The sequence below is a fragment of the Streptomyces sp. NPDC097595 genome, from assembly GCF_044761525.1.
In the GTDB taxonomy this organism is placed as follows: domain Bacteria; phylum Actinomycetota; class Actinomycetes; order Streptomycetales; family Streptomycetaceae; genus Streptomyces; species Streptomyces drozdowiczii_A.
The window spans coordinates 256,346-280,087 of the sequence record NZ_JBIWCN010000007.1 but is presented as its reverse complement, the minus strand read 5'-3'; the positions used below and the strand labels follow the sequence as shown (position 1 = coordinate 280,087).

At 72.8% G+C, this 23,742-nt stretch carries 16 protein-coding genes; 9 read left to right on the top strand and 7 right to left on the bottom strand.

Going from position 1 to position 23,742, the window contains the following annotated elements:
- Nucleotides 1-193: 193 nt before the first annotated feature.
- On the top strand, nucleotides 194-1,252 hold the full coding sequence (locus ACIQZN_RS14125) for a LacI family DNA-binding transcriptional regulator (RefSeq protein ID WP_403992212.1): 1,059 nt from the start codon (nucleotides 194-196) through the stop codon (nucleotides 1,250-1,252).
- Nucleotides 1,253-1,347: 95 nt separating this feature from the next.
- Nucleotides 1,348-2,436 (top strand): WD40/YVTN/BNR-like repeat-containing protein, encoded by a 1,089-nt coding sequence (locus ACIQZN_RS14120; protein ID WP_403992209.1) that lies wholly within the window; start codon nucleotides 1,348-1,350, stop codon nucleotides 2,434-2,436.
- A 10-nt stretch (nucleotides 2,437-2,446) separates the two neighbouring features.
- Here ACIQZN_RS14120 and ACIQZN_RS14115 read toward each other — a convergent pair whose 3' ends face one another.
- On the bottom strand, nucleotides 2,447-3,124 hold the full coding sequence (locus ACIQZN_RS14115; RefSeq protein ID WP_403992206.1) for a uracil-DNA glycosylase: 678 nt from the start codon (nucleotides 3,122-3,124) through the stop codon (nucleotides 2,447-2,449).
- A gap of 85 nt (nucleotides 3,125-3,209) precedes the next feature.
- On the opposite strand from ACIQZN_RS14115, the gene ACIQZN_RS14110 reads away from it, so the two are divergent.
- A complete protein-coding gene (locus ACIQZN_RS14110) occupies nucleotides 3,210-4,220 on the top strand; it encodes an N-acetylglucosamine kinase (RefSeq protein WP_403992204.1) in 1,011 nt (336 codons plus the stop codon).
- A 139-nt stretch (nucleotides 4,221-4,359) separates the two neighbouring features.
- On the top strand, nucleotides 4,360-5,283 hold the full coding sequence (locus ACIQZN_RS14105) for a sirohydrochlorin chelatase (protein ID WP_403992201.1): 924 nt from the start codon (nucleotides 4,360-4,362) through the stop codon (nucleotides 5,281-5,283).
- 63 nt (nucleotides 5,284-5,346) lie between these two features.
- On the opposite strand, the gene ACIQZN_RS14100 is transcribed toward ACIQZN_RS14105, so the two are convergent.
- Nucleotides 5,347-6,393 (bottom strand): lactonase family protein, encoded by a 1,047-nt coding sequence (locus ACIQZN_RS14100; RefSeq protein ID WP_403992198.1) that lies wholly within the window; start codon nucleotides 6,391-6,393, stop codon nucleotides 5,347-5,349.
- Between the two features lie 103 nt (nucleotides 6,394-6,496).
- Complete coding sequence (locus ACIQZN_RS14095) at nucleotides 6,497-7,951, bottom strand: FUSC family protein (RefSeq protein ID WP_403992345.1); 1,455 nt, start codon at nucleotides 7,949-7,951, stop codon at nucleotides 6,497-6,499.
- Nucleotides 7,952-8,320: 369 nt separating this feature from the next.
- Here ACIQZN_RS14095 and ACIQZN_RS14090 point away from each other — a divergent pair, with 369 nt between their 5' ends.
- From ACIQZN_RS14090 to ACIQZN_RS14080, 3 genes are all read left to right on the top strand, one after another.
- On the top strand, nucleotides 8,321-8,911 hold the full coding sequence (locus tag ACIQZN_RS14090; protein WP_403992196.1) for a lytic polysaccharide monooxygenase: 591 nt from the start codon (nucleotides 8,321-8,323) through the stop codon (nucleotides 8,909-8,911).
- Nucleotides 8,912-9,051: 140 nt separating this feature from the next.
- Nucleotides 9,052-9,525: an Lrp/AsnC family transcriptional regulator gene (locus tag ACIQZN_RS14085; protein ID WP_018106209.1), complete on the top strand. Its 474-nt coding sequence runs from the start codon at nucleotides 9,052-9,054 to the stop codon at nucleotides 9,523-9,525.
- A gap of 203 nt (nucleotides 9,526-9,728) precedes the next feature.
- Nucleotides 9,729-10,826, top strand: coding sequence for a serine/threonine-protein kinase (locus ACIQZN_RS14080; RefSeq protein WP_403992193.1), 1,098 nt, complete (start codon nucleotides 9,729-9,731; stop codon nucleotides 10,824-10,826).
- On the opposite strand, the gene ACIQZN_RS14075 is transcribed toward ACIQZN_RS14080, so the two are convergent.
- Both ACIQZN_RS14075 and ACIQZN_RS14070 read right to left on the bottom strand, forming a co-directional pair.
- Entirely contained in the window at nucleotides 10,827-11,819 is a 993-nt protein-coding gene (locus ACIQZN_RS14075) for an aldo/keto reductase (protein ID WP_403992190.1), read from the bottom strand. It lies immediately after the preceding gene.
- Nucleotides 11,816-12,739 (bottom strand): aldo/keto reductase, encoded by a 924-nt coding sequence (locus ACIQZN_RS14070; protein ID WP_403992187.1) that lies wholly within the window; start codon nucleotides 12,737-12,739, stop codon nucleotides 11,816-11,818. The genes ACIQZN_RS14075 and ACIQZN_RS14070 overlap by 4 nt, the downstream gene beginning before the upstream one ends.
- A 331-nt stretch (nucleotides 12,740-13,070) precedes the next feature.
- Between ACIQZN_RS14070 and ACIQZN_RS14065 the strand changes: the two genes are divergently transcribed.
- Entirely contained in the window at nucleotides 13,071-16,553 is a 3,483-nt protein-coding gene (locus ACIQZN_RS14065) for a M28 family peptidase (protein ID WP_403992342.1), read from the top strand.
- A 64-nt stretch (nucleotides 16,554-16,617) separates the two neighbouring features.
- Here ACIQZN_RS14065 and ACIQZN_RS14060 read toward each other — a convergent pair whose 3' ends face one another.
- A complete protein-coding gene (locus ACIQZN_RS14060) occupies nucleotides 16,618-18,051 on the bottom strand; it encodes a helix-turn-helix domain-containing protein (protein WP_403992339.1) in 1,434 nt (477 codons plus the stop codon).
- 473 nt (nucleotides 18,052-18,524) lie between these two features.
- Here ACIQZN_RS14060 and ACIQZN_RS14055 point away from each other — a divergent pair, with 473 nt between their 5' ends.
- Nucleotides 18,525-20,708, top strand: coding sequence for a discoidin domain-containing protein (locus ACIQZN_RS14055; protein WP_403992184.1), 2,184 nt, complete (start codon nucleotides 18,525-18,527; stop codon nucleotides 20,706-20,708).
- Nucleotides 20,709-20,798: 90 nt separating this feature from the next.
- Here ACIQZN_RS14055 and ACIQZN_RS14050 read toward each other — a convergent pair whose 3' ends face one another.
- Nucleotides 20,799-23,441, bottom strand: a complete 2,643-nt coding sequence (locus ACIQZN_RS14050; protein ID WP_403992181.1) for a SpoIIE family protein phosphatase — start codon at nucleotides 23,439-23,441, stop codon at nucleotides 20,799-20,801.
- Nucleotides 23,442-23,742: the final 301 nt, after the last annotated feature.

The following is a 23,742-nucleotide window of genomic DNA, read 5'->3' as shown; positions in this document are numbered from 1 at the left end:
TCTCGCCGCGCGCTTGCCCTGAGTGAATATTCCCGACCGCATGACCGCACCTCTGTCGAATCTTTCGGAGTTGCTTGCGAATGTTGCCGGAACCGTACGGTTGGGTTTCCGGCCAGTCAAGAGGTCGCGGACCGCGAATTTTTCGCCCGGGCTCCCGCCTCCGTTCGGGCGCCGGGCGGTTACGATTCGCTGTATGAGCCCCGCAAACGTCCAGTCACATCAGGAGAATGCGCCTGCCGCAGCGCCGTCGGACGGCACTGCCACGCTGGCGGAAATCGCCCGAGCGGCCGGAGTCTCGGCTCCGACAGTTTCGAAGGTCCTGAACGGGCGCGCCGATGTCGCGCCCGGTACGCGCACCAAGGTCGAGGAGCTGCTGCTCCAGCACGGCTACCGCCGCAGACGCGGCTCGACCACGCAGTCGCAACTCATCGACCTGGTCTTCCACGAGCTGGACAGCGCGTGGGCCATGGAGGTCGTACGCGGGGTGGAGAACGTCGCCCGCGAGGAGGGGCTGAGCCTGGTCCTCTCGGAGAGCGCGGGCCGCCTCAGCCCGGGGCAGACCTGGGTCGACGGGGTGCTGGCCCGCCGGCCGGTCGGGGTCATCCTGGTGCTGTCCGACCTCACCGCCGCCCAGCGCGCGCAGCTCACCAGTCGCAGCATCCCGTACGCGGTGGTGGACCCGGCCGGAGACCCGGGCGACGACATCCCCTCGGTCGGCACGACGAACTGGCAGGGCGGTCTCGCCGCGACCCGCCACCTCACCGGCCTCGGCCACCGCAGGATCGGCGTGGTCGGCGGACCGACCCGGATGATGTGCAGCCGGGCCCGGGTGGACGGCTACCGGGCCGCCCTGGAGACGGCGGACATCCCGATCGACCCGTCGCTGATCCGCGAGGCCGAGTTCTCGCACGAGGCGGGGTACGCGGCCGGGATGGAGCTGCTGCGCTCGGCGGACCGGCCGACCGCCGTCTTCGCCGGCAACGACCTCCAGGCGCTCGGTGTGTACGAGGCGGCGCGCGAGCTCGGTCTGCGCATCCCGGAGGACCTGAGCGTCGTGGGCTTCGACGACCTGCCGCTCACTCGGTGGATCGGGCCGCCATTGACCACGGTGCGCCAGCCCCTGATCGAGATGGCCGAGACGGCGGCGCGGCTGGTGCTCGACCTCGGGCGCGGCCGGCAGCCCGCGACGACCCGGGTGGACCTGGCGACGAACCTGGTGGTCCGCAGCAGCACCGCACCGCCCTGCCGCTGAGACACGGCCCGCCCGGACCGTCGTCCACGCCGTTGTCAGTGCCGGGGTACAGACTGGCGCGTATCCGGCACAACGGCGTTTCGGGAGGTTCGGTCATGACCGATGTACTGCTCACCGTGGGCACCCGCAAGGGGCTCTTCATCGGCCGCAGGCGCGGCGGTGCGTGGGAGTTCGAGGGGCCTCATTTCAACGCCCAGGCGATCTACTCGGTCGCCATCGACACCCGGGGCGACCGGCCACGGCTGCTGGTCGGCGGCGACAGCGCGCACTGGGGCCCGTCCGTCTTCCACTCCGACGACCTGGGCGCGAGCTGGGTCGAGCCGAAGACCCCGGCGGTGAAGTTCCCCGAGTTCACCGGGACCTCGCTGGAGCGGGTGTGGCAGTTGCAGCCGGCGGGACCCGAGGCGCCGGGCGTCGTCTACGCGGGCACGGAACCGGCCGCGCTCTTCCGGTCCGGGGACGGCGGCGAGTCCTTCGAGCTGGTGCGCCCGCTGTGGGAGCACCCGACGCGTTCGCGCTGGGTGCCCGGCGGGGGCGGCGAGGGGCTGCACACGATCCTGACCGATGAGCGGGACGCGCGCGCCGTGACGGTCGCGGTGTCCACCGCCGGGGTGTTCCGGACCAGCGATGGCGGCGCGAGCTGGACCCCGGCCAACAAGGGGGTCTCGGCGGTCTTCCTGCCCGACCCGGACCCGGAGTTCGGCCAGTGCGTGCACAAGGTCAGCCGGGACGCGGCCGACCCGGACCGCCTCTATCTCCAGAACCACTGGGGCGTCTTCCGCAGCGACGACGCCGGGGGCCACTGGACGGACATCGGCGCCGGCCTGCCCTCGGACTTCGGCTTCGCGGTCGCCGCCCACCCGCACCGCGCGGACACCGCGTACGTCTTCCCGATCAACGCCGACGCCGACCGGGTGCCCGCCGAGCACCGCTGCCGGGTCTTCCGGACCACCGACGCGGGCGCCCACTGGGAGCCCCTGTCGGCGGGCCTGCCGGAGAGCGCGCACTACGGCACGGTGCTGCGCGACGCGCTCTGCACGGACGACGCGGACCCGGCCGGGGTCTACTTCGGCAACCGCAACGGCGAGTTGTACGCGAGCGCGGACGACGGGGACAGCTGGGAACAGCTCGCCTCGCACCTCCCGGACGTGCTGTGCGTACGGGCGGCGGCGGTCGAGGTGTGAGGCGCGCTTCCTACGGAAGCCGCCAGTCGACCGGCTGGGCACCCTGGGCGGCGAGCAGTTCGTTGACCCGGCTGAACGGCCTGGACCCGAAGAAGCCCCGGTCGGCGGACATCGGGGAGGGGTGGGCGGACTCGATGGCCGGCAGGTCGCCGAGCAGCGGGCGCAGATTGCGGGCGTCGCGGCCCCAGAGCACGGACACCAGCGGCTTGCCCCGGGCGGCCAGGGCGCGGATGGCCTGGTCGGTGACCTCCTCCCAGCCCTTGCCGCGGTGGGCGCCGGGCGAGCGGGGCGCGGTGGTCAGCGCCCTGTTCAGCAGCAGCACGCCCTGCTGGGTCCACGGGGTCAGGTCGCCGTTCGACGGCCTGGGCAGCCCGAGGTCGGCGTTGAGCTCCCGGTAGATGTTCTCCAGGCTGCCCGGCAGCCTGCGCACGTCCGGGGAGACCGCGAAGCTCAACCCGATCGCCATCCCCGGTGTGGGGTACGGGTCCTGACCGACGATCAGGACCCGTACGTCCTCGAAGGGCTGCTGGAACGCGCGCAGCACGTTCGCCCCGGAGGGGAGGTAGGTGCGGCCGGCCGCGACCTCCGCACGCAGGAAATCGCCCATCGCGGCGATACGCCCCGCCACGGGGGCCAGGGCGTCGGCCCAGCCGGGCTCGACTACTTCGTTCAACGGTCGCGCTGTCACGAAAGATCACCCTACCGGCGCAACGCGGTCCCCCGGGGATAGGGTGCTGCCCGTCCCTCACCCCTTCGTCCCCGGGAGCCGGTCCATGACGTCACACGGACAACCGGGCACGTATGTCCTCGGTGTGGATTCGGGCGGCTCGGGGCTCCGGGTGGCGCTGGGCACGGCCGATGCGGACGCCCCACTGGCCACCGTCGCCTGCGGCGGTCCCGTGCGCACCGGCCCGCGCGGCATCGACGCCGCCCACCTCCTGGATCAGGTGCTCCCCGCCGTACGCGGCCTGCTCGACGGGCACGCCCCCGGCGGGCGGATCACCGCCGCGGCGGTCGGAGCCGCGGGGATGGCCACGCTGGGCGACGAGTTGCGCGCCGAACTGCCGGGCGCCCTGGCCGATGCGCTGGGGGTGCGCCGGATCGCGCTCGCGGCGGACGCGGTGACCGCGTACGCCGGGGCGGTCGGCCAGCGGCCCGGCGCGGTGGTGGCCGCCGGCACCGGGCTGATCGCGCTCGGCACGGACCTGACGGCGTGGCGGCGGGCGGACGGCTGGGGGCACCTGCTCGGCGACAGCGGGGGCGGTGCCTGGATCGGACGGGCCGGGCTCGATGCCGCGATGCGCGCGTACGACGGGCGGCGCGGCGGTTCACCGGCGCTGCTGGCCAGGCTGGAAGCGGTGTTCGGGCCGCCGCAGGAGCTGCCCGGTCTGCTCTACCCGCGCGCCGACCGGCCCGCGCTGCTGGCCTCGTTCGCGCCGGAGGTGGCCGCGTGCGCGGACCGCGACCCGGTCTCCGGGGGCATCCTGCGGGAAGCCGCCGCGCATATCGCGGAGGCGGCCGCGGCGGTGTGCCCGGAGGCGAAGGCGGACGAGGACGCCTGCGAAGTCGCGCTGACCGGCGGGCTGTTCCGGATGGGCGAGCCCCTGCTCGTACCGCTGCGCGAGGAGCTGGCGCGGCTGCTGCCCCGGGCACGGGCAGTCCCCGGTTCGGGTGATCCCCTGATCGGTGCGCTGCGCATCGCCCAGGCCCTGGACACCGGAGGGCTGAGGCTGCCGCACCATCCGACGCTGCTCTGCGTTCCGGCGCCCGGGCCCCGCTCGTAGGGCGACGGGCCGCGCGCACGCTGACGACAGATCAGGGCAGTAGCCCGGTAAGCCGCCGATCGGATAAAAGCGGACAGAGGCCGCTCGACCGGACCCTCCCCGAGCAGGGAGGCGTCCGAAACCAGTAGCATGCGGCGCCATGAGCACCCCCACTGGGCCCGCTTCCGGCCTGCCTGTACGAATGCCGCGACCTCGCCAGTCCGGACGGCACCGCCGCCCGGAGCCCGTGGTCGCACCCGAGGGCGCTGCCGCGCTCGTTCTCGCCGTTCCCGGTACCCCCTCCTCGACCAGCCGCGGTCTGGCCGAAGAGGTCATCAGCATCGCCCGTTCCGAGCTGCCCGGTCTGAACGCCCTGATCGGCTACGTGGACGGGGACGACGCCGAGTACCCGGCGCTGGCCTCCGTGATCGCGCATTCCGCCGCCGAGCGCACCGCGCGGTACGAGCAGGCGCTGGCCGTGGGCCGTGAGGTCGCCGAGCCCGAGGGCCCGGCCGCCGTGGTGGTCCCGCTGCTCGCGGGTCCGGACAGCGCGCTGGTGCAGCGGATACGTCAGGCGATCACCGACAGCGAGGCTCCGGCGGAGCTGACCGATGTGCTCGGCCCGCACCCGCTGCTGGCCGAGGCGCTGCACGTCCGGCTGTCGGAGGCCGGGCTGGCCCGCGCGGACCGGGCCAGGCTCTTCACGGTGGCGACGGCCGCCGACGGGATCGTGCTCGCCACGGTGGGCGGCGAGGAGGCCGTGCAGGCGGCGGGGATCACGGGCATGCTGCTCGCGGCCCGGCTCGCGGTGCCGGTGATGGCCGCCGCGCTCGACGTGGAGGGTTCGGTCGCCGCGATCGCCGACCAGCTGAAGGGCTCCGGCTCGCTCCAGCTGGCCGTGGCTCCGTACCTGGTGGGCCCGGAGGTGGCCGAGGGGCTGCTGGACGCCGCGGCGAAGGAGGCCGGCTGCGCGAGCGCCGAGCCGCTGGGCGCGTACCCGGCGATCGGCAAGCTGGTCCTCTCGATGTACACCTCGGCCCTGGGGATCGCTCCCCCGGTGGCCCAGGGGGCGCAGGCCCGCTGACCTCTCCGGCATGCGTGAGGCCCCGGCCCGGACGGCAGTCCGGCACCGGGGCCTCACCGGTTTTCAGCCGAAGACCACACAGGACGCCGCCGGGGCGTCCAGGGTGCCCTCCTGGGCCGGGACACCGGTCTCCGGGTCCACGGTGAACCAGGCGACGTTCCCGCTGCGCTCATTGGCCGCGTAGAGCCGGCGCCCGGCCGGGTCCAGCGCGAGGTCGCGGGGCCAGTGGCCGCCGCAGCCCACGGTCGTGACCAGGGACGGGTGCTCGCCGGTCGCGTCGAGCGCGAGGACGGAGATGCTGTCGTGGCCCCGGTTGGCCGCCCACAGGAACCGGCCGTCGTGGGCGACGACGACCTCGGAGGCGTAGCTCTCGACGGTCACGCCCTCGGGCAGCACCGGGATCTCGCGGACCGGTTCCAGGACGCCCGCCGTGGCGTCCCACCGGCACACGGTGAGCGTGGGCTCCAGCTCGTTCAGCACGTAGGCGTGGCCGCCCGAGGGGTGGAAGGCCAGGTGGCGCGGGCCGGTGCCGGGGCGCAGGGCCGTCTCGCCGTGCGTGCGCAGCTCGCCGGTGGCCGGGTCGACCGCGCAGACCCGGACCGAGTCGGTGCCGAGGTCGACGCTGAGCAGCCAGGCACCGGAGGGGTCGGGCAGGACCTGGTGGGCGTGCGGGCCCTCCTGGCGGTCCGTGACCGGTCCGCCGCCCTCGTGCGCGAGGACCGCGGCGACGGGGCCGAGCGTGCCGTCCCCGGCGACGGGCAGCACGCTGACGCTGCCCGAGCCGTAGTTCGCGGTGACCAGGTGGCCGGCGGCGAGGGTGAGGTGGGTGGGGCCGTCGCCGTCCACCGCCCGGACCTCGCCGAGCGGGCGGGGTTCGTCCGTGCTGACGTCCAGGGCCGCCGCGCCGCCCGGCTCGGTCTCGCTGACCGCGTAGAGGACCGTGCCGCCGGCGCCGAGCGCCAGGTAGGAGGGGTCGGGCACGGCGTCCGTGGCCCCCAGGACCGTGAGCGCGCCGGTCTCCGCGTCCACGGCGGCGACGGTGACGCCCCGCCCGCCCGCCGAGGTGAACGATCCGATGAAGGCCCGTACCGCTCCGTTGCTGCTGTCCACCGCTGCTCCTCCCCGCCCCGGCTGTGCGCGGCGGACGTGCCGTCGTGATCTTTTGCGGCGACGGTAGCAGTGCGGCGGGGCGGTCTAGACCAAGGGTGCTCGATCAGGCGGTGACCAGCGGGGCACCCGGCGGGCTGTGCAGCGGCACGGCGAGTTCGGCGAGCGCGCGTTCCAGGCTGTGCAGGTGGGCGAGGGCGGGTTCGGTGGCGGCCGGGTGCGCCGGGACGGCGGATGCGACGGCCGTACGGCCGGTCAGGGCCTCGACCGCGTTCTCGACGCGCCAGCAGGCGGCGGCGAGCCGGGCGTCGTGGGACGCCTCCGGGTCGGCGGCCACCGAGGCGAGGCCCCGTACCTCGCGGGCGCACTCGTCCAGCAGGGTCAGCACGTGTCCGGCCCGGGCCCGGCGGGCGCGGAGCGGGCTCAGCGGGTGGACCAGCGGGGCGAGCGAGAGGCGGACGCGGCCGAGGAGGGCCTCCAGCTCGGCGATACGCGGGGCCGGGTCGGCGGTGGCGGAGCCGGAGAGGCGGGCGGCGGCCTCCTCGGTGCAGGTGTGCACGCAGCGCAGGGCGCGCTGGATCCAGGCGTCGGTCGTGGCGTGCGTGGTGACGGGCAGGACGCACAGCACCGCGAGCATCGCACCGAGCGCGCCGACGGCGGTCTCGCCGAGCCGCAGGGCTAGCAGCGCGGGGTCGAGCACGCCCAGCGAGCCGTAGAGCGCACCGGCCATGACCGTCACGGAGAGCATCATCCAGGTGTAGGAGACCGCGGCCGTGTAGAAGATCCCGAACACCCCGGCGGCGACGACGAGGGCGGTCGGCACGGGCGCCCCGTGCAGCGGGACGACGACGGCGAGGCCGACCGGGATGCCGATGAGGGTGCCGAGCACCCGGCGGAAGCCGCGTACCAGGGTCTCGCCGCGCGAGGCGGTGTTCACGAAGACCCACCAGGTGGCGCCGACGGCCCAGTACCAGCGCTGGTCGGACATCAGCTGCCCGGCCATGAGCGCGACGGCTCCGCCGGTGACCGCCTGGACGGCCTGGCGGGTGGTGACCCTGGCCAGGCCGGTGCCGGCGGGCGGGGTGGGCGCGGCGGGGGCGGTCAGCCGGCGTTCGTAGCACCAGAGGCCGAAGCGGACGGCCGCCGCGGTGAGCAGGGAGAGGGCGACGGCGGAGTAGAGCTCGGGGAGCTGCCCGGGCAGGGTGTGGAGGAACTGCGTGGTGAAGAAGGCCATGAAGGCGAACACGCCGAGGGAGTGCCCGCGCGGCCCCCACCGCCTCGCGTAGACCCCCGCCCCCATGACCGCGAGGAACGCGGTGTCACGGGCGAGCGGGTGGTCGTGGAGCAGGGCGGCCAGCGCGAGCACCGGGAAGCCGACGGCGGGCAGCAGCGCGGTGGTGACCGCCTGCCCCCGGACGGTGGGGTCGGTCACGGTGAACAGGGCGAGCAGCGCGGCCAGGCCGCCGGTGATGGCCGCCACGAGCGAGTGGCCGGCGAGCCCGCACACCACGACGGCCAGCCCGATGCCGAGCACGGCCCGGGACGCGAAGCGCAGCCGCATCCGGCCGGGGTCCTGGCCCACGAACGCTTTCCTCAGCACTGCTGCTCCCGCACTCCGGTCCACCGGCTCTCCGTTCCCGTCACGTTCAGGCACGAAAAAGGCGCCGCGGAGGTCCGCAGCGCCATCGACGGATACATCAGACCACCCGAAGGGCGGTTGGCTCAAACTGAACTCGATCGACTGAGCCATTGGCTCACTCAAAGGCATATCGGAGCTACCAGGCGACAGCCAACGGACCACCCCCGCCGGGAAGCCTCCCCGCGAGGCGCCTCCCTTGGTCTAGACATGTCAAATTGCCATCGCTACGCTCACCCTTGGTCTAGACCGCAGCACTCTCCGGACATCACCCCACATCTCCAGGAGCGACGTATGCGCAAGAAGATCACCTCGTTACTGGCCGGGCTGGCGGTCGCCGGTGCGGCCCTGCTGGCCACCTCGGCCCCCGCCCAGAGCCACGGCTACACCGACTCGCCGATCAGCAGGCAGCAGCTCTGCGGCATCGGCACCGTCAAGCGCTGCGGGCAGATCCAGTGGGAGCCGCCGAGCGTCGAGGGCCCCAAGGGCTTCCCCACCCGCGGCCCGGCCGACGGCCACATCTGCTCGGGCGGCATCGGCCGCTTCTCCGAGCTGGACGACCCGCGCGGCGGCGCCTGGCCCGCCACCAAGGTCACCGCCGGCCAGAACTACACGTTCAACTGGCGGATCGAGGCCCGGCACGCCACGACCGACTTCCGCTACTACATCACCAAGGACGGCTACGACCCCACCAAGCCGCTCACCCGGGCCGACCTGGAGACGCAGCCGTTCCTCACGGTGCCCTTCGGCGGACGGCTCCCCGGCTCGACGGTCAGCCACTCCGGCGTACTGCCGCAGAAGTCCGGCAAGCACCTGATCCTCGGCGTGTGGACGATCTCCGACACCGGCAACGCGTTCTACGCCTGCTCCGACGTGCAGTTCTGACCGTCCGGCCCGTGCCCCGCGCCACCCGCCCGTGCGCGGGGCACATCCGGCCGGACCGGTGACACGCGGCCCGCCGCGCACGGAGGCCGTTGATACAGTCGCTGGCCCCCGGAGGACGCACCGAAAGAGGCCGGCGAAGCATGGCGGTGGACGCGCTCGACACCCGTATCCTGCGGCTGCTCATCGAGCAGCCGCAGACGAGCGTGCGCGAGTACGCACGCATCCTGTCCATCGCCCGGGGCACCCTCCAGGCGCGCATCGACCGGCTGGAGCGGGACGGTGTGATCACCGGGAGCGGCCCCTTCCTCTCCCCCGCCGCACTCGGCCACCCCGTCCTCGCCTTCGTGCACCTGGAAGTGACCCAGGGCCATCTGGACGAGGTCGGTGACGCGCTCGCCGCCGTGCCCGAGATCATCGAGGCCTTCTCGACCACGGGTGGCGGCGATCTGCTGACCCGGGTGGTCGCCCGGGACAACGGGCACCTGGAGGACGTCATCCAGCGGCTCATCCGGCTGCCCGGCGTGGTCAGGACCCGGACCGAGGTCGCGCTGCGCGAACGGGTGCCGCACCGGCTGCTCCCCCTGGTCGAATCGCTGGGCGGCACCGCCCGTTGAGGAGGGCCGGTCGTACGGGGTCCGCGCGCCGGATATCCTGATCTTGCCGCGCTCCCCCACCCCGCTCTCGCCCCGGCGAGGCCGTCGCCGCGGCAGTCGGAGCGGTCCTCGGCCAGGCCCTGGGCCCGAGCCATCGAGATTGGTGTGCACAGGTGCTGGTTGCTGGTCGGTACCGGCTGATATCCGCCATCGGCCGGGGTGGAATGGGTGAGGTCTGGCGGGCCACCGACGAAGTCCTCGGCCGCGCCGTCGCCGTGAAACTGCTCCTCGGGGAACACGCCGACGAGTCGGCCACCGCCCGGTTCCGCCTGGAGGCGCAGACCGCCGCCCGGCTGAGCCACCCTCATCTGGTGGCCGTCTTCGACTTCGGCGCCTGGGAGAACCGGCTCTTCCTGGTGATGGAGCTCGTCGAGGGCCGCAGCCTGGCGGACCTGCTGCTCGCCCAGGAACGACTGGGCCCCGAACAGGCCGCCCGCATCGCCGGACAGGCCGCCGCCGGACTGGCCGCCGCGCACCGGCAGGGCATCGTCCACCGCGACATCAAGCCCGGAAACCTCATGCTGGACGGCGAAGGAACCGTCAAGATCGGGGACTTCGGCATCGCCCAGTTCGTGGACGACCCGTCCGCCGCGCTGACGACTACCGGCCACATCGTCGGTACGAGCCTCTACCTCGCCCCGGAGCGGGCGCTCGGCCGCACCGCCGACGCCGCGTCCGACATGTACTCGCTCGGCTGCGTCGTCTACCAACTGCTGCTCGGTGAACCGCCGTTCCGTTCGGACACCGCGACGGCCACCTTGTACCAGCACGTGGACACGCCTCCGGTGCCGCTGCGTCAGCGGGGTGTGGACGTGCCCGCCGCCTTCGACACGTATCTGCTCGGCCTGCTCGCCAAGCAGCCGGAGGACCGGCCCACCGCCCAGCAGGTCGCCGACTGGTTCCACGGCGACGCCTGGCGCGGCCGCCCGGAACCGCTGCCCCCGCACCACCCGGCGCCCGCCCTCGCGCCCTTCCCCGCCGCACCCGCCACTCCCGCCCCGCTCCCCGGAGCGGACCCCGGTGCGCCGACGACGTACCGGCTCCCGCAGGCACCGCCGGGACCCGGCAACGGTCAGGGAACCGCGAACGGGAGCGGACACGGCGGGCACGGGCGGCGTGCGGCCGCCCGGCCCGCGAAAGGCCGGCGCCGGACCGCCGGTGAGGCGATCCGGCGCCGGCCCCGGGTGGCCAGTGCCATCGCGGGTGCGATCGCCTTTCTGGCTGCCGTACTCCTGGGGATGAGCCTGTTCTCCGGGCGGTGACTACCAGCGGCCGTGGACCGTCGCGCGGAACCGCCGGTCGTAGAGGTCGCGCACCGCGTCCAGCGTGCTCTGCGGCAGCGGGGCGAGCGCGGCGGCGGCCGCGTTGGCCCGCGCCTGCTCCGTCGAACGCGCGCCGGGGATGACACTGGTGACACCCGGCTGCTGGATGATCCAGCGCAGTGCCGTCTGCGCCGGGGTCGCGCCCTCGGGGGCGAACGCGGCGAACTCGGCGGCGGCCGCCACACCGGTGCCGTAGTCGACGCCGGAGAAGGTCTCGCCCTGGTCGAACGCCTCGCCGTGCCGGTTGTACGTGCGGTGGTCGCCGGACGCGAAGACGGTGTCCGCGGTGTACTTGCCCGACAGCAGCCCGGAGGCCAGCGGGACCCGGGCGACGATGCCCACCCCGGCCTCCCGCGCCGCCGGCAGCACCTCGTCCAGCGGCTTGAGGCGGAACGGGTTCAGGATGATCTGGACGCTCGCGACGCCCGGCCGGGCGATGGCCGTCAGCGCCTCGGCGCACGTCTCGACGCTGACCGCGTAGGCCGCGATCCGCTGCTCGTCGACCAGGGTGTCCAGCGCGTCGTACACCTCGTCGGAGGAGTAGACGGCGGTGGGCGGACAGTGCAGCTGTACGAGGTCGAGGGTGTCGACGCCCAGGTTGGCGCGGGAACGGTCGCTCCAGGCACGGAAGTTGTCCAGGGTGTAGTTCTCCGGCACCTGGTCGACGCGGCGGCCCATCTTCGTCGCGACGAACACCCCGGCATCGGGCCGCTCCTTCAGATAGCGGCCGATGAGCTGTTCGCTGCGGCCGTCCCCGTAGACGTCCGCCGTGTCGAAGAAGGTGACCCCCGATTCGACGGCCACGTCGAGCACCGCGAGGGCGTCCTCCTCGCGGACCTCGCCCCAGTCCCCGCCGAGTTGCCAGGTGCCCTGTCCGATGACCGACACGTCACGTCCGGTCCTGCCCAGTTCGCGCTGTTCCATGGGGATCATGCTACGTCCGCCCCGGCGGCCTGCCCGAGTGCGCTGAGCCGCGCCACCTCCTCGTCGGTGAGCCGCAGGGCGCCCGCCGCCACATTGGCCTCCAGGTGGGCGGGGTTGCCGGTGCCCGGGATGGCCAGGACGTGCGGGCCCTGCTGGAGGGTCCAGGCCAGCCGGACCTGGGCGGGCGAGGCGTCGTGGGCGCGGGCGACGTCGAGCACCGCCTCGTGCTCGGCGTCGCCTGCCCCGGCCTCGTGGCCGGCGCCCGCGATGGCGTAGAAGGGGACGAAGGCGATGCCCAGTTCACCGCACAGGCGCAGGACCTCCTGGGAGCCGGCGCGCCGCTCGCCGATGCCGTAGCGGTTCTGCACGCAGACGACGGGTGCGATGGCCCGGGCCTCGGCTATCTGTTCCGGCCAGACGTTGGAGAGGCCCAGGTGGCGGATGAGCCCCTCCTCGCGCAGTTCGGCCAGGGCGCCGAAGAGATCGGAGACCGGGCGGTTGCCGTTCATCCGGAGGTTGACGACGTCGAGGTGGTCGCGGCCGAGCTGACGGATGTTCTCCTGGACCTGCCCGCGCAGCTGCTCGGGGCGGGCCCAGTCGATCCAGTCGCCGGAGGGGCCGCGGCCCGGGCCCACCTTGGTGGTGATGACCAGGTCGTCCGGGTAGGGGCCGAGGGCCCGGCCGATCAGCTCGTTGGCGGAGCGCAGGGGCGAGAAGTAGAAGGCCGCCGTGTCGATGTGGTTCACGCCCAGCTCGACGGCGCGGCGCAGCACCGCGACGGCCCGGTCCCGGTCGTGCGGGGTGCGCTCGTTGCTGAGCGCCCGGCCGTTCTGGGTCAGCCGCATGGCGCCGAAGCCCATCCGGTTGACGGGCAGATCACCGAGCCGCCAGGTGCCGGCGGCCGCTGCGGTGAGGGAGTGCGAGGTCAAGGCTGGTGCCTTCCTTGTGGGTTCGGGCGGGAAGAGGGGGCCGGATGAAGGGGGGGCCAGAAATGCTTGTGCGCTTGCCGATTCAGTGATAGGCTCGCGTCGACAGTTGCGTGTGGATCACCGTTCTGGTGAGAGTGCAGGATAACTTCCGCCTCCCCGCCTGTCCATCCCCCTTTTTCGCATGCGTTTCCGTGGCGCGTCCGTCCGACTTGACGAGACTTGCCAACTCCCCTGCGGGCGCCCGCAGTTCGTTGACGGGGTCATGACCACATGTGAGTGTTCGGTCGCTCGATCACGGACACCATGAGGAGCCTCGATGAAACGCAGACCGATGACGGCCGGGACGACCCTGGCCGTCCTCGCCGGAATGCTGGTCGCCGTCAGCGGCCCGTCCGCCTCGGCGGACCCCACACCGCCGCCCGCCCCCAAGGCGCTCACCACCGCCGTCTCGGCCGCCGACAAGGCCGCGGCCAGCGGGCTCGACACCCTGGCCAAGGGCCCGGAGGAGCGCTACGAGCGCCGGATGGTCACCCCGTGGGTCAACGGCCTCTACTCCGTCGCGTACGAGCGCACCTACCGCGGCCTGCCCGTGGTCGGCGGGGACGCGGTCGTGGTGGCCGACTCCAAGGGCCGGGTGCGCGGGACGCAGTCGGCGGTCTCGCGGCGCATCAACGTGCCGACCACCGCGACCGTCTCCGCGAGGACCGCCGAGGCCACCTCCCGCAAGCAACTGCGTACGGTGGACGAGGTCGAGAGCCACCGGCTGGTGGTACGGGCCACCGGCACGCGCTCCCGGCTGGCCTGGGAGACCGTGCTCACCGGCCACACCGCGAAGGCGCCCAGCCGGCTGCACGTGTTCGTGGACGCGGGCACCGGCGCCGTCATCGACAGCTACGACGACGTCCGGGCCGGGACCGGCAACAGCCAGTGGAACGGGCCGAACCCGCTCACCATCAACACCACCTCGTCGGGCAGCAGTTACTCGCTCCGCGACCCGAACCGCCCCGGGCTGAGCTGTGCCGACTACAGCACCGGCGGCGTGTTCACCAAGTCCACGGACTCCTGGGGCACCGGCAACGCGTCCAGCAAGGAGACCGGCTGCGTCGACGTGATGTGGGCGGCCCAGCACGAGTGGGACATGCTGCGCGACTGGCTCGGGCGCAACGGCCACGACGGCAACGGCCGCAGTTGGCCGGTCAAGGTCGGCCTCAACGACGTCAACGCGTACTGGGACGGCTCCACGGTCTCGATCGGCCACAACCAGGCCAACCAGTGGATCGGCGCGATGGACGTCGTGGGCCACGAGTTCGGCCACGGCATCGACCAGTACACCCCGGGCGGCGCCAACAACGAGTCCGGGCTCGGCGAGGCCACCGGCGACATCATGGGCGCGCTGACCGAGGCGTACACCAATGAGCCGGCCCCGTACGACGATCCGGACTACACCGTCGGCGAGAAGATCAACCTAGTCGGCAACGGGCCGATCCGGATCATGTACAACCCCGGCCAGATCGGCGACCCGAACTGCTACAGCTCCTCCATACCCAGCACCGAGGAGCACGCCGCGGCCGGGCCCCTCAACCACTGGTTCTACCTGCTCGCCGAGGGCTCCAGCCCCGGTGGCGGCAAGCCCTCCAGCCCGACCTGCAACAACTCCTCGGTGACCGGTGTGGGCATCCAGAGCGCCGGCAAGGTGTTCTACGGCGGCATGCTCCTGAAGACCAGCGGCATGACGTACAAGCGCTATCGCACGACCACCCTCACCGCGGCCAAGAACCTCGACGCCACCTGCACGCTGTACAACCGCGCCAAGGCGGCGTGGGACGCGGTCAGCGTGCCCGCCCAGAGCGGTGACCCGACCTGCTCGCCGAGCGGCGACAACGACTTCTCGCTGTCCCTGGACCCGGCCTCCGGCTCGGTGAAGCCCGGCGGTTCGGTGACGTCCACCGTCCGTACGACGATCTCGTCCGGCAGCGCCCAGACGGTGAACCTGTCCGCGAGCGGCCTGCCCGGCGGGGTGAGCGTCTCCTTCAGCCCGTCCTCGGTGCAGTCCGGCGCCACGTCCACGATGACCGTGACGACCACGTCGGCCGCGGCCCCCGGCGCGTACACCTTCACCGTGAAGGGCGCGGGAACCCAGGAGCACACCGCCCAGTACACGCTGACCGTCAACGACGGCGGCGGCAACCCCGGCGGCACCGCTCCCGACATCAGCGTCGCCAACGTGCAGGCACACCTCACCCAGTTCAACACCCTCGCCTCGCAGAACGGCGGCAACCGGCGGGCCGGCAGCAGCGGGTACACCGCCTCGCTCACCTACGTGAAGGGCAAGCTCCAGGCGGCCGGCTACACCGTCACCGAGCAGACCTGCGCCACCTGCACCTACACCGGCAAGAACCTCATCGCGGACTGGCCCGGTGGCCCCGCCGACAGCACCGTGATGTTCGGCGCCCACCTGGACAGCGTCTCCGCCGGGCCCGGCATCAACGACAACGGCTCCGGCTCGGCGACCCTGCTGGAGAACGCGCTCGCCCTGGCCCAGCAGAACCCCACCATGACCAAGCACGTCCGGTTCGCCTGGTGGAACGGCGAGGAACAGGGCCTCCAGGGATCCAAGTACTACGTGAGCCAGCTGAGTTCGGCGCAGCGCAGCGCCATCACCGCGTACTACAACTTCGACATGGTCGCCTCGGTCAACGGCGGCTACTTCATCAACAACCTCAACTCGGCGGCCTCGGCCCCGATGAAGGAGTACTGGTCCTCCCTCGGGCTCGCCCCGGAGGAGAACGTCGAGGGTCAGGGGCGCTCGGACGACTACTCCTTCCAGCAGGGCGGGATCGCCACCTCCGGCTACGCCACCGGGGCCAGTGACACCAAGACCTCGGCGCAGGCGGCCAAGTGGGGCGGCACGGCAGGCCGTTCGTACGACCCCTGCTACCACCAGTCCTGCGACACCACCGCCAACATCAACGCCACCGCGCTCGACCGCAGCGCCGACGGGATCGCCTACACGCTGTGGAAGACGGCGGTCGGCTCCACCGCGCCCGCCGACGACTTCTCCGTCTCGGTGAACCCGGTCTCGGGGAGCGTCCAGCCGGGCTCATCGGTCACCGCGACCGTGTCCACGGCCACCACCAGCGGCTCCGCGCAGAGCGTCCGGCTGACGGCGTCCGGTGCGCCGGGCGGTGTCACCGTCTCCTTCTCGCCCACCTCCGTGCAGTCCGGGTCGTCGGCCACGATGACGGTCTCCGCGAGCGCCCAGGCCGTGGCGGGTACGTACACGCTCACCGTGACCGGTACCGGCACGGCCGCCCACACCACCACGTACTCGCTGGTGGTCGGTGGCGGCGGGAACTGCCGGCCCCGGCAGGTCGTGACCAACGGCGGGTTCGAGAACGGGACGTCGCCCTGGACGCAGACGAGCGGCGTCATCAACAACCGGACCTCCGAGAAGCCCGCGCACAGCGGCTCGTACCAGGCGTGGTTCGGCGGCTGGGGCAGCACCCACAGCGACACCGCCACCCAGTCGCTGACCGTTCCGGCCGGCTGCTCGACGTACCGGCTGTCGTTCTACCTGCGGACCGACACCGCCGACACGCCGGACGGGAACGCGTACGACACGTTCACCGTGAAGCTGGGGTCCCGGACCCTGGCCACGTACTCGAATCTCGACGCGACCAACGGCTATGTGCTGGAGACCTTCGACGTCGCGTCGGCGGCCGGGCAGACCGTGACGCTGGGCTTCACCAGTAAGGAGGACGCCTATCTGCAGACCAGCTTCGTCGTGGACGATGTGGCCCTCGATGTGAGCTGATCCACCGGCGCGTGCACGGGGGCGGGGCGTGGTCCACACGCCCCGCCCCTGCCGTCGTCCGTCCTCAGTGGACGACCGCGGCCAGCCTGCGGAGGAACTCCTCGGTCTCCCTGCTCCCGTCGGCGCTGCCGGCCAGCCGTCCGTGGAGTCCGCGCAGCTCCTGGCCGAGCAGGGTCGCGGGATGCACCTCGGTGCTGTCCAGGACCGGTCCGGCCACCGCAGCCGCGGCGGCCGGTTCGCCCGCGCAGACGTACGCGTCCGCCGTGCGGGCCAGGAACAGCTTGCGGGCCGAGTGCAGGCCCGGCGGCAGCAGCCGGATCGCGCTGCCGGCCGCGTCCAGGGCGCGCAGCGCGTACCGGCGCTCCCCCGTCGCGGCGGCGAGGTCGCGCAGGGCGCCCGCCGCGCCGGACTCCACCCGCAGGCGCACGGAGGCGACGGAGAGCCAGGGCGCCTCCGCCTCGTCCCGCTCATCGGCCAGGTCCATCAGCGACCAGGCCCGGGCGATGTGGTGCAGGGTGCGGCCGGCGTCACCGCGCACCGCGTGGCCGCGCGCCTGGTACAGATCGCTCATCGCCCCCGCCCAGTGCCGGCCCGCCGCGGCCGTGCCGATGGCTTCGCCGTACGCCAGGGCGGAGGAGCCGTCGCCCTCCAGCCGGGCCAGGGTGCTCATATCGCTGAGCGCCGCGACCCGCACGCCGACATGGCCGGACATGGCCGCCCACACCAGGGACCGGTCGAGCCAGGCCATCGCCGTCCCGTTGCGCCCCCACAGCAGCCTGAGGCAGCCGGCCGACTGGGCGTACTCGGCGGCCAGCGGGGCGAGTTGGCGTTGGTACGGGGCGGCCGGGAGCGCCATCCAGCGGAGCATCGCGTGCAGGGTGCGCTCGACCACGGCGGTCGCTCCGGGCCAGCCGCGCTCCTCGTCGGCGCGCAGGCAGACGGCGAGCAGCGCGGTCAGGGCGTGCACCGTGTCGGTGTCCAGGGCGGGGCGGCCCGCGGCGGCGGGCCCCAGGGCGCAGAACCGCGCGTGCAGGGCGACGACGTCGGTGAGCGCGGGGACCGTGCAGCCGCCGCGTCCGTGCAACGGGCAGACCAGGCCGTACGCGGGCAGCTGCCCGGGCAGCACGGTCCCCGGCGGGAGCATCGCCGGAAGTTCACCGCCGGCGGGTTCGCCGGGCAGCGGGCCCTGCCGGACCGGGTCGGGCAGCGGCCCGGGTGCGACCGGCACCGCCTCCGCCCGCTCCCTCTCCTCGGCCTCCTCGCAGGCGGCGACGAGGTCCCCGTCGGCGCTCAGCAGCTGGTCCAGGCGGCGGGCCAGCGGGAGCGGGGTGCGGCGGCTGCCGTGTTCGAGTTTGCTGATGGCGGTGTGGTCGTAGCCGACCCGGGCGCCCACCTGGGCCTGGGTGAGACCGGCCCTCCTGCGCCGGAGACGGAGCCGGGCGCCGAACGCCCGCCATGCCTCGGCACCCCGGGCGTCCGCCGGTGCGGGGCCCCTCATCTCGGTCACCCCGGGCCTCGTCGTGCCTGGTCAGCGGTGCTTCTCGCGCCACGCTCACGGCTCATGCCCGGAGGATAGCGAGGGGCCGGGCCGGCTGTCCCCGGGGTGGGAACAACATGTCCGGTAACAGACGCGGGTGCGGGCGGTGGTGGGGTCCGCGGGTGCGCCGGGGGCGCGCGGTGATTGCGGTGGCAACGATCAGCGAAGCCTCACACACTCCCCGTACGCGCTCCGTCATCACCTGAACCGACGCTGCGTCAGTTCACGTGCGGCGGGCGCTGTCAAGATGGCCGCAACACGGACACACGTGAGCTTTCCGTCGTCAACTGTTGTTCTCAAGGCCACCCGAACAAGCCGTCGGTGCACACCTATTGACGTGTCGTGAGCCGGGGGTGAAGTATCCCCCTCGCCGGAGAGAGCGCTCTCCGGCTTCGTGTCGTGCACCCGTTCCGCGACTCAGGAGACAAGCCCCCATGTATGGACCCCCCTCGCTCCGCAGACCCGCACCTTCGACCGGAAGAAGACGCACCGGCGTACTGGCCGCCGTCGCCGGTCTCGTCGTCTCGCTCCTCGCCTTCGTGCCCTCCACCTCGGCCAGCGCCGCCCCTTCCCTGCTCTCCCAGGGCAAGACGGTGACCGTGTCCAGCCAGGAGAGCGCCGGCACCCCCGCCACCGCCGCCGTCGACGGCGACAACGGCACCCGCTGGTCGAGCGCGTTCTCCGACCCGCAGTGGATCAAGGTCGACCTCGGCGCCTCGGCATCGGTCAGCCAGATCGCGCTGAAGTGGGAGGCCGCCTACGCCAAGAGCTACAAGATCGAGTTCTCCACGGACAACAACACGTGGAGCACCGCCTACTCGACCACCACGGGCCCCGGCGGCAACGAGACGCTGAACGTCTCGGGCACTGCCCGCTACGTGCGGCTGACCGGTACCGCCCGCGCCACCGGATACGGCTACTCGCTCTGGGAGTTCCAGGTGTTCGGCACCACCGGCGGCGGCGGTGGCCCGCAGCTCCCGGGCGGCGGTGACCTCGGCCCGAACGTCCTGGTCTTCGACCCGTCGACGCCCAACATCCAGGCCAAGGTGGACGAGATCTTCCACCAGCAGGAGTCGGCGCAGTTCGGCAACGGCCGCTACGCGCTGATGTTCAAGCCGGGCACGTACAACAACATCAACGCGCAGATCGGCTTCTACACCTCGATCGCCGGTCTCGGCCTGAAGCCCGACGACACCACGTTCAACGGTGACGTCACCGTGGACGCGGGCTGGTTCAACGGCAACGCCACCCAGAACTTCTGGCGTTCGGCCGAGAACCTCGCGCTGAACCCGGTCAACGGCACCGACCGCTGGGCCGTGTCCCAGGCCGCGCCGTTCCGCCGGATGCACGTCAAGGGCGGCCTCAACCTCGCCCCGAACGGTTACGGCTGGGCGAGCGGCGGCTACATCGCCGACAGCAAGATCGACGGCCAGGTCGGCCCGTACTCGCAGCAGCAGTGGTACACCCGCGACAGCTCCATCGGCAGCTGGGGCAACGGCGTCTGGAACATGACGTTCTCCGGCGTCGAGGGCGCGCCCGCCCAGAGCTTCCCCAACCCCCCGTACACCACCCTCCAGAACACCCCGGTCTCCCGTGAGAAGCCGTTCCTCTACCTGGACGGCAACGACTACAAGGTGTTCGTCCCCGCCAAGCGCACCAACGCGCGCGGTGTGTCCTGGAACGGCACCCCGCAGGGCGAGTCGATCCCGCTGAGCCAGTTCTACGTCGTCAAGCCGGGGGCCACCGCCGCCACCATCAACGCGGCCGTCCAGCAGGGCCTGCACCTGCTGTTCACGCCCGGCATCTACCACGTGAACCAGACGATCAACATCGACCGCGCCAACACCGTCGTGCTGGGCCTCGGCCTCGCCACGATCATCCCGGACAACGGCGTGACCGCCCTCAAGGTCGGTGACGTGGACGGCGTGAAGCTGGCCGGGCTCCTGGTCGACGCCGGTCCGCAGAACTCCCAGGTCCTCGTGCAGGTCGGCCCCGACGGCGCCTCCGCGAACCACTCCGCCAACCCGACCAGCGTCCAGGACGTGTTCGTCCGGGTCGGCGGCGCGGGAGCCGGCAAGGCGACCACGGGCATGGTGATCAACAGCAACGACACGATCATCGACCACACCTGGCTGTGGCGCGCCGACCACGGCGAGGGCATCGGCTGGGAGACCAACCGCTCCGACTACGGCCTCCAGGTCAACGGCGACAACGTCCTGGCCACCGGGCTCTTCGTCGAGCACTTCAACAAGTACGACGTCCGCTGGTCCGGCGAGAACGGCAAGACGATCTTCTTCCAGAACGAGAAGGCGTACGACGCCCCCAACCAGGCGGCCGTGCAGAACGGCAACGTCAAGGGCTACGCCGCCTACAAGGTGGACGACTCGGTCAACACCCATGAGGGCTGGGGGCTGGGGAGCTACTGCTACTTCAACGTCGACCCGAGCATCCGCCAGGACCACGGCTTCGAGGCCCCGGTCAAGGCGGGCGTGAAGTTCCACGACCTGCTCGTCGTCTCGCTCGGCGGCCAGGGGCAGTACAACCACGTCATCAACGACACGGGTTCGCCGACCTCCGGGACCTCGACCGTGCCGTCGAACGTGGTGTCCTTCCCCTGACGGGGACACGCAGGACATGAGGCACCCGAGGTGAAGCGGCGCGGGGCCCGGCAGACTGCCGGGCCCCGCGTCCGTCGTCAGGCCCGTCGTCTACAGCGGACCGGCCGGCGGGGGCCCGCCGAGGGTCTGCTCGGACCAGATGACCTTGCCCCGGTCGGTGTACCTGGCCCCCCAGCGCTCCGCGAACTGGGCGACGAGGAAGAGGCCCCGGCCGCCCTCGTCCGTCGTGGTGGCGTAGCGCAGATGCGGGGAGGTGCTGCTGCAGTCCGAGACCTCGCAGGTCAGGGCCCTGTCGTACAGCAGCCGGACCGTGATGGGCTCGGAGCCGTAGCGGATGGCGTTGGTGACGAGTTCGCTCAGGATGAGCTCGGTGACGAAGCCCTCCTCGTCCAGGCCCCGGTCGGAGAGCCAGCGCATGGCCTGCTTACGGATTCCGGCGACCGCGGCGGGGTCCGGGGGCACGTCCCACTGGACGCGCCGGGACGGGTCCAGGGTGCGGGTCCGGGCGACCAGCAGGGCCACGTCGTCGCCGGGGCGGCTGGGCAGCAGGGCCTCCAGCACGTCGTCGCAGGTCTCCTCGGGGGTGCGGTCGCGGTCGGCGAGCGAGCGGCGCAGCAGCTCCATGCCGTCGTCGATGTCCCGGTCCCGGCGCTCCACCAGACCGTCCGTGTACAGGACGAGGCGGCTGCCCTCGGGGACCTCCAGCTCGGTCATCTCGAAGGGCATGCCGCCGATCCCGAGGGGCAGTCCGGCCGGGATCTCCGGGAAGCTGACCGTGCCGTCGGGCAGCACGAGCGCGGGACCGGGGTGGCCGGCCCTGGCGACCGTGCAGCGGCCGGACACCGCGTCGTAGATCGCGTACAGGCAGGTGGCTCCGGTGATCGCGCCGCCGTCCGACTCCTCGTCCTGGTCCATCCTGACCACCAGTTCGTCCAGGTGGCCGAGGAGTTCGTCGGGCGCCAGGTCGAGCGTGGAGAAGTTGAGGACCGTCGTGCGGAGCCGGCCCATGGTGGCCGCCGCGTGCAGCCCGTGCCCGACGACGTCGCCGACGACGAGGGCGACCCGGGCGCCGGAGAGCGGGATCACGTCGAACCAGTCGCCGCCCACGCCCGCCTGCGCCGGCAGATAGCGGTAGGCGACGTCCAGGGCGTTCTGCTCGGGCAGGCCGCGCGGCAGGAGGCTGCGCTGAAGGGTGACGGCCATCTCGTGCTCGCGGGTGTAGCGGCGGGCGTTGTCGACGCTGACCGCGGCGCGGGCCACCAGTTCCTCGGCGAAGGAGAGGTCGTCCAGGTCGAAGGGGTCCTCGTTGTGCCCGCGCCAGAAGTTGGCGACGCCCAGAATGACGCCCCGGGCCCGCAGCGGGACGGAGAGCAGCGAGTGGTAGCCGTGCTCCAGGACGCGGTCGGCCTGTTCCGGCTCGGTCTCGCGCCACTGCTGGGAGGAGGCCAGGTCGGAGACGATCCAGGTGTGCCCGACGCCGGTGCCCAGGCCCTCGGCGGAGGTCGGCCGGTAACCGATGACGCGGCCGGCCGGGAAGAGCGGGTGGTCCTCGGCGGAGGTGCGGACGGCGGTGCGGCGGAGGTCCAGGGTGTCGCCGGTGGGCGGTCTCGGCTCCCCTCCGCGCAGGACGGCGTCGGCCAGGTCGACCGTGACGCAGTCGGCGAATCCGGGGACGGCGACGTCCGCGAGTTCCTGGGCGGTGGTGGTGACGTCGAGCGTGGTCCCGATCAGGGCGCCCGCCCGGTAGAGGAGCGTCAGCCGCTCGCGTACGGTCTCCGCGCGGCCGGTGAGGGCCCGCAGTTCGGTGGTGTCGCGGAGGGTGGCGACCATGCCGGGCTGGCCGCCGCGCTCCTCGGTGGGGCGGAGGTTGACGGCGAGCAGCCGGTCCCCGGCGGGCCGCAGCTCGTCCGTGGCGACCTGCCCGGAGGCCAGCAGCTCCGCCGTGCCGGAGGCGAGCCCGAGGTCGGTCACCGCACGGCCCTCGGCGTCCGGCGGGAGGTCGAGCAGCCGCCGGGCCTCGTCGTTGGCGAGCAGCAGCCGGTGGTCGGCGCCGATGATGAGGACGCCCTCGCGCACGGCGTGCAGGACGGCGTCGTGGTGTTCGTACATCCGGGTCATCTCGGCCGGGCCGAGGCCGCGCGTCTGGCGGCTGAGCCGGCGGCCGACCAGGGCGGCGCCGGCCGCGGTGAGGGCGAGGGCGGCGACCCCGGCGCCGATGGTCAGCGGGATGCTCGGGGACGCCAGCCGGTTGACGGCCTCGACCTTGATGCCGACCGCCACCAGTCCGGCCACGGAGCCGTCCCGGCGCTCGACGGGCACCAGCGAGGTGACCGCTCTGCCCCGGCTCCCCGTCACCGTGCGGGTGACCGCTTCCCCTTCGACCGCTTCCTTGTAGGGGCCGCTGATCTTCTTGCCGATGAGGGCGATGTCGCGGTGGGTGTAGCGGATGCCGTCGGTGCCGGCCACGACCACGTTCTCGACGCCGGTGCTCTGCCGGATCTCCTCGGCGCGCGGCTGGAGGACGGCCGTGGGGTCCTTGCTGTCGAGGGCCGCCGCCACGCCCGGGGCGTGGGCGAAGGTCTGCGCGACGCTCAGCGACTGGGTGCGCGCCGCGTTCATGCTGTCGCGGCGGCCCTGCACGACGAGGGCGACGACGGCGGCGGCGTCGAGCAGGACGACGATGCCGAGCATGAGGACGAAGAACTGTCCGGCGACGGTGCGGACGCTGAACATCGACAGGAGCCCGCGTCCCCGGGAGGTCCGCCCGCGGGGCCGCTCCGAGGGCGCGGGTGCGCGACCGCCCGGGCGGCCGCCCTCGTGTCGCTGCGGACGCCGGGCGGAGCGGTGAAATTTCGCCCGGAATCGACCTGTGCCACCCACATATCCAGGTTTAACACGGATCGCCGCAGGGCGATCGGCGTGCGGGACCGGTCCCCGTCCCCCGGCGCGCCGGGCCGGGCGCGATCGGGTGACGCGCGGGCGGCGGGCGCGTGCCCGGGCGCCGAGACCGCCGCCGGCGCCCGATGATCCGGAA

Bases quoted from the DNA above. Each gene is read 5' to 3' on its own strand.
- ACIQZN_RS14065 (WP_403992342.1), top strand. From the start codon at position 13,071: ATGACGGCCGGGACGACCCTGGCCGTCCTCGCCGGAATGCTGGTCGCC.
- ACIQZN_RS14120 (WP_403992209.1), top strand. From the start codon at position 1,348: ATGACCGATGTACTGCTCACCGTGGGCACCCGCAAGGGGCTCTTCATC.
- ACIQZN_RS14125 (WP_403992212.1), top strand. From the start codon at position 194: ATGAGCCCCGCAAACGTCCAGTCACATCAGGAGAATGCGCCTGCCGCA.
- ACIQZN_RS14080 (WP_403992193.1), top strand. From the start codon at position 9,729: ATGGGTGAGGTCTGGCGGGCCACCGACGAAGTCCTCGGCCGCGCCGTC.
- ACIQZN_RS14110 (WP_403992204.1), top strand. From the start codon at position 3,210: ATGACGTCACACGGACAACCGGGCACGTATGTCCTCGGTGTGGATTCG.
- ACIQZN_RS14095 (WP_403992345.1), bottom strand. From the start codon at position 7,951: ATGCGGCTGCGCTTCGCGTCCCGGGCCGTGCTCGGCATCGGGCTGGCC.
- ACIQZN_RS14055 (WP_403992184.1), top strand. From the start codon at position 18,525: ATGTATGGACCCCCCTCGCTCCGCAGACCCGCACCTTCGACCGGAAGA.
- ACIQZN_RS14060 (WP_403992339.1), bottom strand. From the start codon at position 18,051: ATGAGGGGCCCCGCACCGGCGGACGCCCGGGGTGCCGAGGCATGGCGG.
- ACIQZN_RS14050 (WP_403992181.1), bottom strand. From the start codon at position 23,441: ATGTTCAGCGTCCGCACCGTCGCCGGACAGTTCTTCGTCCTCATGCTC.
- ACIQZN_RS14090 (WP_403992196.1), top strand. From the start codon at position 8,321: ATGCGCAAGAAGATCACCTCGTTACTGGCCGGGCTGGCGGTCGCCGGT.
- ACIQZN_RS14075 (WP_403992190.1), bottom strand. From the start codon at position 11,819: ATGATCCCCATGGAACAGCGCGAACTGGGCAGGACCGGACGTGACGTG.
- ACIQZN_RS14105 (WP_403992201.1), top strand. From the start codon at position 4,360: ATGAGCACCCCCACTGGGCCCGCTTCCGGCCTGCCTGTACGAATGCCG.
- ACIQZN_RS14085 (WP_018106209.1), top strand. From the start codon at position 9,052: ATGGCGGTGGACGCGCTCGACACCCGTATCCTGCGGCTGCTCATCGAG.